The sequence below is a fragment of the Streptomyces sp. NPDC024687 genome (assembly GCF_055559055.1).
Genome location: NZ_JBVHLJ010000008.1, coordinates 430,957 through 440,430 on the forward strand (window position 1 = coordinate 430,957; position 9,474 = coordinate 440,430).

Annotated in this window: 8 protein-coding genes; 2 read left to right on the plus strand and 6 right to left on the minus strand. The window is 69.9% G+C overall.

Going from position 1 to position 9,474, the window contains the following annotated elements; translation table 11 throughout:
- Together ACZ39I_RS30735 and ACZ39I_RS30740 are read right to left on the minus strand one after the other, a co-directional pair.
- Positions 1 to 842 (minus strand): class I SAM-dependent RNA methyltransferase (locus ACZ39I_RS30735; protein WP_467248059.1); only part of this gene is annotated, 842 nt, incomplete at its 3' end.
- Between the two features lie 69 nt (positions 843 to 911).
- Complete coding sequence (locus ACZ39I_RS30740) at positions 912 to 2,960, minus strand: APC family permease (RefSeq protein WP_467248060.1); 2,049 nt, start codon at positions 2,958 to 2,960, stop codon at positions 912 to 914.
- A gap of 380 nt (positions 2,961 to 3,340) precedes the next feature.
- Between ACZ39I_RS30740 and ACZ39I_RS30745 the strand changes: the two genes are divergently transcribed.
- Positions 3,341 to 4,012, plus strand: a complete 672-nt coding sequence (locus tag ACZ39I_RS30745) for a potassium channel family protein (protein WP_352382230.1) — start codon at positions 3,341 to 3,343, stop codon at positions 4,010 to 4,012.
- Positions 4,012 to 4,686, plus strand: coding sequence for a potassium channel family protein (locus tag ACZ39I_RS30750; RefSeq protein WP_362660236.1), 675 nt, complete (start codon positions 4,012 to 4,014; stop codon positions 4,684 to 4,686). Before ACZ39I_RS30745 ends, ACZ39I_RS30750 begins: the two co-directional genes overlap by 1 nt.
- 97 nt (positions 4,687 to 4,783) lie before the next feature.
- Here ACZ39I_RS30750 and ACZ39I_RS30755 read toward each other — a convergent pair whose 3' ends face one another.
- Genes ACZ39I_RS30755 through ACZ39I_RS30770 form a run of 4 tightly spaced genes read right to left on the minus strand, consistent with a single transcriptional unit; the run spans position 4,784 to position 9,268 of the window.
- Positions 4,784 to 5,548 carry a DUF3159 domain-containing protein gene (locus ACZ39I_RS30755; RefSeq protein ID WP_352382234.1) on the minus strand — a complete coding sequence of 255 codons (765 nt, stop codon included), beginning with the start codon at positions 5,546 to 5,548 and terminating at the stop codon, positions 4,784 to 4,786.
- Positions 5,549 to 5,551: 3 nt separating this feature from the next.
- On the minus strand, positions 5,552 to 5,950 hold the full coding sequence (locus tag ACZ39I_RS30760) for an OB-fold nucleic acid binding domain-containing protein (RefSeq protein WP_037710883.1): 399 nt from the start codon (positions 5,948 to 5,950) through the stop codon (positions 5,552 to 5,554).
- A gap of 46 nt (positions 5,951 to 5,996) precedes the next feature.
- The gene (locus tag ACZ39I_RS30765; RefSeq protein ID WP_467248063.1) at positions 5,997 to 6,680 is read right to left on the minus strand and encodes a response regulator; all 684 of its coding nucleotides are present in this window, start codon (positions 6,678 to 6,680) and stop codon (positions 5,997 to 5,999) included.
- Positions 6,677 to 9,268 carry a DUF4118 domain-containing protein gene (locus tag ACZ39I_RS30770; RefSeq protein ID WP_467248064.1) on the minus strand — a complete coding sequence of 864 codons (2,592 nt, stop codon included), beginning with the start codon at positions 9,266 to 9,268 and terminating at the stop codon, positions 6,677 to 6,679. Before ACZ39I_RS30770 ends, ACZ39I_RS30765 begins: the two co-directional genes overlap by 4 nt.
- Positions 9,269 to 9,474 lie beyond the last annotated feature (206 nt).

Below are 9,474 nucleotides of genomic sequence, written 5' to 3' on the forward strand. Positions count from 1 at the left end.
ACCAGGGTGTCGGCCGCCTGCGGATGCACCTGCCAGAAGCCGCCGCTGCCCACCCGGTGGGTGCGGCCGTCGGCCCGCTCGCGCACGAAGGCGCGGCCGTGGACGCGGTGGATGCCGCCGTCGTGCTCCTCGACGCGCATCACGGAGACCGGCTTGTCCAGCTCCACCAGCGGCAGCCGGGCGCCCGGGCGGGGCTCCAGGATGACCATGCGGTCCTGGGAGCCGGTCGCCGCGATCGCCTCCACGGACGCCATCCCGGACCAGTCGCGCTCCTCGATGCCCAGCTCGCTGACGCCCGGCGCCGCGATCATGCAGTGCTCGATCGGCTCGACCTCGTGCGAACGGTGGCGGCGCAGACCGGCGTTGCCGTCGGCGTCCACCGCGTACTGCACGCGGGTGCGCCAGGCGGGCACCTCGCCCGCCGGCAGCTTGTCGCCCTCGGCCGGCATGACCGTGCCGTCCCAGCCGGCCTCCTCGGGGGTGAGCCCGGCGAGCCGCTTCAGCTGCTCGGCGACGACCTCCCCCTTGAGGCGTCGCTGCGCACCCGGCTTCGCGTGCTGCCAGTCGCAGCCGCCGCAGCGGCCGGGACCGGCGTAGGGGCAGGGCGCCTCGATGCGGTCCTTGGACGGCTCCAGAATGGAAACCGCGTCCGCGCGCAGGAAACGCGCTCCCTCCTCGCCCTCCGTCACCCGGGCCACGATCCGCTCACCGGGCAGCGTGTGCCGGACGAACAGCACCTGGCCGTCGTCCGTGCGGGCGATGCAGTGCCCGCCGTGGGCGACGGGGCCGACCTCGACTTCGAACTCCAGCCCCACCAGCGATTTCTTCGGTTCTGCCTGCATGGCGGGGTGACTCCACAACGTCAAGGGAAGCGGTGGGTCGACAACCCACCAGGACAACAGCCCACCAGTCTACTTCGGCGCCGGCGTCTCCTTCGCCCGCTGCTCGGCCGGACCGCGCCGCACCGCGCCGGGCGCGTTCCACTCCTGCCGCCTGCGAGCGCGCTTCTTCGCCGCCTCCGAGGACTGCAGCTGATAGGGCACCGAGGTCACCATGACCCCCGGCGTGAACAGCAGCCGGCCCTTGAGCCGGAGCGCGCTCTGGTTGTGCAGCAGATGCTCGTACCAGTGGCCGACGACGTACTCGGGGATGATCACGGACACCGCGTCGCGCGGCGACTCCTTCCGGAGCCCCTTGACGTAGTCGATGATCGGCCGCGTGATCTCGCGGTACGGCGAGTCCAGCACCTTCAGCGGTACGTCGATCCCGCGCCGTTCCCACTCGGCGCGCAGCGCCTTGGTCTCGGCCGGGTCGACGTTGACGCTCAGGGCCTCCAAGGAGTCCGAGCGCATCAGCTTGGCGTAGGCGAGGGCGCGCAGCGCCGGGCGGTGGATCTTGGAGATCAGGACCACGGAGTGGACGCGGGAGGGCCGCAGGCTGTCGTCGCTCGGGCCCTCGGGCGCCGCGAGTTCCGCGGAGACCCGGTCGTAGTGCTTCCGGATCGCCGTCATCGTCGCGTAGAAGATGCACATGCCGAGCAGGGCCACCCAGGCGCCGTGGGTGAACTTGGTGACCAGGACGACGACCAGGACGAGCCCGGTGAAGAAGGCACCGAAGGCGTTGATCGCGCGGGAGCGGATCATGTGGCTGCGCTTCGCGGCGTCCTTCTCGGTGGCCAGGTGGCGGTTCCAGTGCCGGACCATGCCCGTCTGACTGAGCGTGAAGGACACGAACACGCCGACGATGTAGAGCTGGATCAGCCGGGTCGAGTCGGCGCCGTAGATCCACACCAGGAGTCCGGCCGCACCGGCCAGCAGCACGATGCCGTTGGAGAAGGCGAGGCGGTCGCCGCGGGTGTGCAGCTGGCGCGGCAGATAGCGGTCCTGGGCGAGGATCGAGCCGAGCAGCGGGAAGCCGTTGTAGGCGGTGTTCGCGGCGAGGAACAGCACGAGCGCGGTGGCCGCGGCCAGCACGATGAACAGGAAGCTGCCCTTGCCGAAGACGGCCTCGGCGACCTGTGAGATCACCGGGTTCTGCACGTAGTCGGAGCCGAGCGCGACGCCGTTGTGGATCAGGTCGACAGCCGGGTTCTCGGCCATGCGGACCTTGGTGACCATGGCCAGCGCGATGATCCCGCAGAACATGGTGACGGCGAGCAGGCCCATCATCGCGAGCGTGGTCGCCGCGTTCTTCGACTTCGGCTTGCGGAAGGCCGGTACGCCGTTGGAGATGGCCTCGACGCCGGTGAGCGCGGCGCAGCCGGAGGAGAAGGCGCGCAGCAACAGGAAGACAAGGGCGAATCCGGCCAGGCCCTGGTGCTCGGCCTTGATGTGGTAGTCCGCCGTCGGTGCCCGCATGGTGTCGCCCAGAACCAGACCGCGGAACGCGCCCCACGCGATCATGATGAAGACGCCCGTGACGAAGACGTACGTCGGAATCGCGAACAGCGAGCCGGACTCCTTCATGCCGCGCAGGTTCATCAGCGTGAGCAGGACGATCACGGCGATCGCGCAGAACACCTTGTGCTCGACCACGAAGGGGACCGCGGAGCCGAGGTTCTCGATGCCGGAGGCGATGGAGACGGCGACCGTGAGGACGTAGTCGACCAGCAGGGCGCTGGCGACCGTGAGACCCGCCTTGGGGCCGAGGTTGGTGTTGGCCACCTCGTAGTCGCCGCCGCCGCTCGGGTACGCGTGCACGTTCTGCCGGTAGGAGGCGACCACCGTGAACATCAGCACGACGACCGCCACGGCGATCCACGGGCTGAAGTGGTACGCCGACACGCCCGCGATGGACAGGACCAGCAGCACCTCGCCGGGCGCGTACGCCACGGAGGACAGCGGGTCGGAGGCGAACACCGGAAGGGCGATGCGCTTCGGCAGGAGCGTTTCCCCGAGCCGGTCACTGCGCAGTGCGCGCCCGATGAGGATCCGTTTGGGCACGTCGGTCAGTTTGGACACAACAGAGAAGCGTAAGCGTTCGAAAGGAAGAACAACCACCCGGCACCCCGCATCTGCTCTCCGGGTGAAATCCGGACCCCCTCCGGGTACGGATTGCGCAGGTGAGCGGGGCGGCATGCCTATATGACAGGACCCCCGCCCCTACTGCTCCCGGAGGTTCCATGCACACGACCGCAGAGCTGATCGGCGCCGCGGCAGCCCTCGTCGGCCTCGGGATCCTGACGCTCGCGAGCGTCCGCAGCATCAGCCGCCGCTGACCGGCCCGAAGTCGGGGCAACCGTGCACAGGGGTGCCGTCGTCCTACGCCCGTGTGTAGCTTGGGCGTCGGTCTGAGACCCTGATGTGGCTGAGCAGTACTTATTGACACCGGAAGGACGGTCGTGCACATCGTCATCATGGGCTGCGGGAGAGTGGGTTCCGCTCTCGCCCAGGCCCTGGAGCAACAGGGGCACACGGTCGCCGTGATCGACCAGGACCCCACCGCCTTCCGACGACTGGGCTCCGGTTTCGGCGGTCGCCGTGTCACCGGGGTCGGTTTCGACCAGGACACCCTGCGCGAGGCGGGCATCGAGGAGGCCGGCGCCTTCGCCGCGGTCTCCAGCGGCGACAACTCCAACATCATCGCCGCGCGCGTGGCCCGCGAGATGTTCGGCATCGAGAACGTCGCTGCCCGCATCTACGACCCCCGGCGCGCCGAGGTCTACCAGCGCCTGGGCATCCCGACGGTGGCCACGGTCCGCTGGACGGCGGACCAGATGCTGCGCCGGCTGCTGCCCTCGGGCGCGGAACCGTTGTGGCGTGATCCCACCGGTGGGGTCCAGCTGGCCGAGGTGCACGCCTCGACCGCCTGGGTCGGCCACAAGATCAGCAGGATGCAGGAGGAGACGGGCGTCCGCGTGGCGTTCCTGACCCGCCTCGGCGAGGCCATACTGCCCACCTCGCAGACGGTGCTGCAGGAGGGCGACCTCGTCCACGTGATGATGCGCACGGACGACATCGAGAAGGTCGAGGCGTCCTTCGCCGAGGGCCCCGAAGAGGAGGGCGGTCACTGATGAGGGTCGCCATTGCCGGTGCCGGTGCGGTCGGCCGCTCGATCGCGGGCGAACTGCTGGAGAACGGCCACGAGGTCCTTCTCATCGACAAGGCGCCGACCGCCATCTCGGTCGAGCGCGTTCCGCAGGCGGAGTGGCTGCTCGCCGACGCCTGTGAGATCACCTCCCTGGACGAGGCCGCGCTCCAGCGCTGCAACGTCGTGATCGCCGCGACGGGCGACGACAAGGTCAACCTGGTCGTCTCCCTGCTGGCGAAGACGGAGTACGGCGTCCCGCGGGTCGTCGCCCGGGTGAACAACCCGAAGAACGAGTGGCTGTTCAACGAGTCCTGGGGCGTGGACGTCGCCGTCTCCACCCCGCGCCTGATGTCCGCCCTGGTCGAGGAGGCGGTGAGTGTCGGCGACCTGGTCCGCCTGCTCCGCTTCAGCCACGGCGACGCGAACCTGGTCGAGCTGACCCTGCCCGAGGAGTCGGCCCTGGCCGGCACCACGGTGGGCGACGTGGAGTGGCCCGAGGACACCTCCCTGGTCACCATCATCCGCGGCACCCGCGTGCTCACCCCGTCGCGGGAGGACTCCCTGGAGGCCGGCGACGAACTCCTGTTCGTGGCCGCCCAGGCCCGCGAGGAACAGCTGGAGGACCTGCTGTCGGTCCGCCGCGAAGACGCCTCTTAGCGGGAAGAAGCCTCTTGGGCGGTACGACGGCGGAGGGCGCCCTGCACACGCAGGGCGCCCTCCGCCGTCGTAAAGACGGTGTCGGTAGTGCCGCGATCTACGCCTCGCGCCGGTGCCGTCCGCCCGCGGCCTCCGTGTCCCCGTGCTCCGCGGCCTGGGCCGCCTTGCGCTCCTCCTCGGCCTTCTCCTCGGCCTCCATCTCCGCGAACACGTCGATCGGAGCCGGCGCCTTCGCGAGGAAGACCCAGGTGAGCCACACGGCGAGCAGGAAGGGCGGGATCTTGAGGGCGACCAGGACCCAGCCGAGCTGCGCGGTGTCGGCCCACCAGTACAGCGGGAAGAGGATCGCGCACTTGGCGAGCAGGATGCCGCCCCAGGCGTAACTGGCCTTGGAGTACGCCTTCTTGCGGCCGGGGTTGCGGGTCCGCCAGGAGAGGTTCTCCTTGAAGACCGGGCCGAGGATGAGCCCCATCAGCGGCACACCCGCGAGCGTGGTGATGATGTACGCCAGGCCCAGGCCCAGGGTGTACAGCATGCCCGGGAGATAGAAGTTCTTGGCGTTGCCCGTCATCATCGCGAAGACGACACCGAAGGCGACGCCGAAGACACCGCTGAAGGCGTGCTTGACGGTGTCCCGCATGACCAGACGGACCACGACCAGCAGCAGTGACACTGCGAGCGCGGCGATCGCCGACAGGTGCAGGTCCTTGTTGATGGTGAAGATCGTGACGAAGAGCAGGCCCGGCAGGACCGTCTCGACCATGCCCCGGACGCCGCCGAACGCCTCGAACAGGGCGGCCTCGGTCACCGCCCGTGCGTCGTCGGCCTGAGTGTCTTCGGTCGGCTTGTCGAGAGACGTCACCGGCTACTCCCGTCCCACGGGTCGGAGTTCGTATTTCGGATTGAACAGCACCCGGCGGCCCCGGCTCATCGAGATCCGCCCGGAGGCGATCAGCTTGCGCCCCGGTTCTATCCCGACGATGGACCGCCGACCGAGCCACACCACGTCCAGGGCGGCGGAGCCGTCGAACAGCTCGGCCTCCAGGGCCGGGACGCCCGCGCGCGGACGCAGGGTGACCGTGCGCAAGGTACCAGTAACGGTCACGATCTGACGGTCGTGGCAGTCGCCTATCCGAGTGCAGCCTGCGGTCTCGGTGTCCTCCCGCAGCTCCTCGGACTCCAGGTCCTCCTGCGACGAGGAGAGCCGGTCGAGCATGCGCCGGAACCGGCCCACCGGCTTCTCGGAACGCGGAACAGCACTCATATCCGAAAGCGTACCGGGGTGCGCCGACAGCGTTGTACCCGCAGCACTAGCGTTCGAACCGGTATCCCATCCCCGGTTCCGTGACGAAGTGCTTGGGATGCGAGGGGTCCGCCTCCAACTTCCGCCGCAGCTGGGCCATGTAGACCCGCAGGTAGTTCGTCTCCGTCCCGTACGACGGCCCCCAGACCTCCTGGAGGAGCTGCTTCTGGCCGACGAGCCGGCCGGTGTTGCGGACCAGCACCTCCAACAGGTGCCACTCGGTGGGGGTGAGACGTACGTCTCGGCCCTGCTTGCGGACCTTCTTGGCGGCCAGGTCGACGGTGAACTCGTCGGTCTCCACCAGGACCTCGTCCTCGCCGCCCCCGGTGGGCTCGGCGCGGCGCACGGCGGCCCTGAGGCGGGCGAGCAGCTCGTCCATGCCGAAGGGCTTGGTGACGTAGTCGTCGGCGCCCGCGTCCAGCGCCTCGACCTTCTCGTCGGAGGAGTGCCGGGCGGACAGCACGAGGATCGGCACCCGGGTCCAGCCGCGCAGTCCCCGGATCACCTCGACGCCGTCCATGTCGGGCAGGCCCAGGTCGAGGACGACCACGTCGGGGTGGCGGGCGGCGGCGAGCCGGAGCGCGGTGGCGCCGTCGTGCGCCGCGTCGACCTCGTACTTGCGCGCCCTGAGGTTGATCACGAGGGCGCGCACGATCTGCGGCTCGTCGTCGATGACCAGCACTCTGGTCATGTGGCCTGCCTTTCGGTTTCAGTCGCTGCTTCTGCCGCCGCTTCTGCCTCTGCCTCTGCCTCTGCGAAGGGGTCCACGAGGAGCTCCGCGTGCGTGTGCTCCGCGCGGAGCGTCAGCACCATGGTGAGGCCGCCCCCGGGTGTGTCCTCGGCGTTGAGGGTGCCGTTCATGGCCTCCGCGAAACCCCGGGCCACCGCGAGCCCGAGCCCCACCCCCGCGCCGCGCGGGGCGTCGCCGTAGCGCTGGAAGGGCGCGAAGATGCGCTCCTTGGCCTCGTCGGGGACGCCGGGGCCGCGATCCACGACCCGTAGCTCGACCCGGTCGGCGATGGCGCTGGCGGAGACCCGGACGGGATGGCCGGGCGGGCTGTACTTGACGGCGTTCTCGACCAGGTTGGCCACCGACCGCTCCAGCAGCCCCGGGTCGACGGCGACCATCGGCAAAGTCTCCGGCACGTCCATTTCCACGCTCCCGTCGGGCACCCCGCCGAGCGCCATCGGCACCACCTCGTCGAGGTCGATCTCCCGGATGATCGCGGTGACCGTACCGGTCTGCAGGCGGGACATGTCGAGCAGGTTGCCCACAAGGTGGTCCAGCCGGTCGGCGCCCTCCTCGATGCCCTCCAGGAGCTCTGCCTGGTCCTCCTCGGACCACGCCACGTCGTCGGACCTGAGCGACGAGACGGCCGCCTTGATGCCGGCGAGCGGGGTCCGCAGATCGTGCGAGACGGCCGCCAGCAGCGCCGTACGGATGCGGTTGCCCTCGGCCAGTGTGCGGGCCTGGTCGGCCTCCTCCTGGAGCCTGCGGCGGTCCAGGGCGACGGCGGCCTGGGCGGCGAAGGCCGCGAGCACCCGACGGTCCTCGGCGGGCAGCACCCGGCCGGTGAGCGCGAGCGCCATGTGGTCGCCCACCGGCATGTCGACGTCGGCGTCCTCCGGCCGCTCCACGGGGGGTCCCAGTCCCGCCCGGCCGGCGCAGGTCCACGGCTCGACGTCGCCCGCCCGTTCCAGCAGGGCCGCCGACTCCATGCCGAAGGTCTCCCGGACGCGCTCCAGGAGTTCCTCCAGGCGGGTCTCGCCGCGCAGCACGTTGCCGGCGAGGAAGGACAGGATCTCCGACTCGGCGCGCAACCGGGCGGCCTGGTGGGTGCGGCGGGCGGCGAGGTCGACCACGGAGGCCACCGAGATGCCGACGCCCACGAAGATCACGATGGCGACGATGTTCTTCGGGTCGGCGATGGTCCAGCGATGCAGGGGCGGTGTGTAGAAGTAGTTGAGCAGCAGCGAGCCGAGCGCGGCCGACGCGAGCGCGGGGAAGAGGCCGCCGAGCAGGGCCGCCGCGACCACGACCGCCAGGAACAGCAGCATGTCGTTGGCGAGGCCGAGGTCGACGGTGGTGAGCAGGATCGTCAGGAACGCCGGACCGGCCAGACCGACCAGCCAGCCCCACAGGATCCGGGCCCGCCCCAGCCGGGCGCTGCGGGCGACGGGCAGTCCGCGCCCCTTGGCGACCTCGTCGTGGGTGACGATGTGCACGTCCAGGTCGGGCCCGGACTCGCGGGCCACGGTCGCGCCGACACCGGGTCCGAAGACGTACTGCCAGGTTTTGCGGCGGGAGGAACCGAGGACGATCTGGGTGGCGTTGACGCCGCGCGCGAAGTCGAGCAGCGCGGCCGGTATGTCGTCGCCGACGACATGGTGAAAGGTTCCTCCAAGGTCTTCGACAAGCGTCCTCTGGACGGCGAGTTCCTTGGGCGAGGCGGAGGTCAGACCGTCGCTGCGGGCTATGTAGACGGCGAGCACCTCGCCGCCGGCGCCCTTCTCCGCCAGGCGCGCGGCCCGCCTTATCAGCGTCCGCCCCTCCGGCCCGCCGGTCAGCCCGACGACGATCCGCTCCCTGGATCCCCAGATCCTGGAGACCTGGTGATCGTTGCGGTACTGCTTGAGATACTCGTCGACCCGGTCGGCCACCCACAGCAGCGCGAGCTCCCGCAGGGCGGTCAGATTGCCCGGCCGGAAGTAGTTGGAGAGCGCCGCGTCGACCTTGTCCGGCTGGTAGATGTTGCCGTGCGCCATACGACGCCTGAGCGCCTGGGGGGACATGTCGACAAGCTCGATCTGGTCGGCCCGGCGTACGAACTCGTCGGGCACGGTCTCCTGCTGCCGCACCCCGGTGATCGACTCGACCACGTCTCCGAGCGACTCCAGGTGCTGGATGTTCACGGTCGAGACCACGTCGATCCCGGCCGCGAGCAGTTCCTCCACGTCCTGCCAGCGCTTGGCGTTGCGCGAGCCCGGGATGTTGGTGTGGGCGAGTTCGTCCACCAGGGCGACGGCGGGGGCCCGGCGCAGGAGGGCATCGACATCCATCTCGCCGAAGACGGAGTCCCGGTACGCGATCTCCCTGCGCGGGGTTGCTTCCAGCCCGTGCAGCATCACCTCGGTGCGCGGCCGCCCGTGGTGCTCCACGAAGCCCACGACGCAGTCGGTACCCCGCTCGATCCTGCGGTGCGCCTCGGACAGCATCGCGTACGTCTTGCCGACGCCCGGTGCCGCACCGAGATAGATCCGAAGCCTGCCGCGTCCCATGGGTCCATTGTCTTCCGGTCAACACTGCCTACGCAGCGTCGACCTTACGGCCGCCGATCCGGGCGGAGGGGGCGGGAGGGGACTCGGGGGTGGTCTTTGACGCAACTCTGACGCGGGGGTGCCTCTATGTCTTTCGTCAAGCGAGGCGTGGGGTTCTGGGTTCGTAGAAGGTGCCGTCGCGGAGCATCGCGAACAGCACGTTGATC

Excerpts from the sequence above, each read along its gene's own strand:
- ACZ39I_RS30750 (WP_362660236.1), top strand. The coding sequence starts at position 4,012 with ATGAGGGTCGCCATTGCCGGTGCCGGTGCGGTCGGCCGCTCGATCGCG.
- ACZ39I_RS30760 (WP_037710883.1), bottom strand. The coding sequence starts at position 5,950 with ATGAGTGCTGTTCCGCGTTCCGAGAAGCCGGTGGGCCGGTTCCGGCGC.
- ACZ39I_RS30765 (WP_467248063.1), bottom strand. The coding sequence starts at position 6,680 with ATGACCAGAGTGCTGGTCATCGACGACGAGCCGCAGATCGTGCGCGCC.
- ACZ39I_RS30770 (WP_467248064.1), bottom strand. The coding sequence starts at position 9,268 with ATGGGACGCGGCAGGCTTCGGATCTATCTCGGTGCGGCACCGGGCGTC.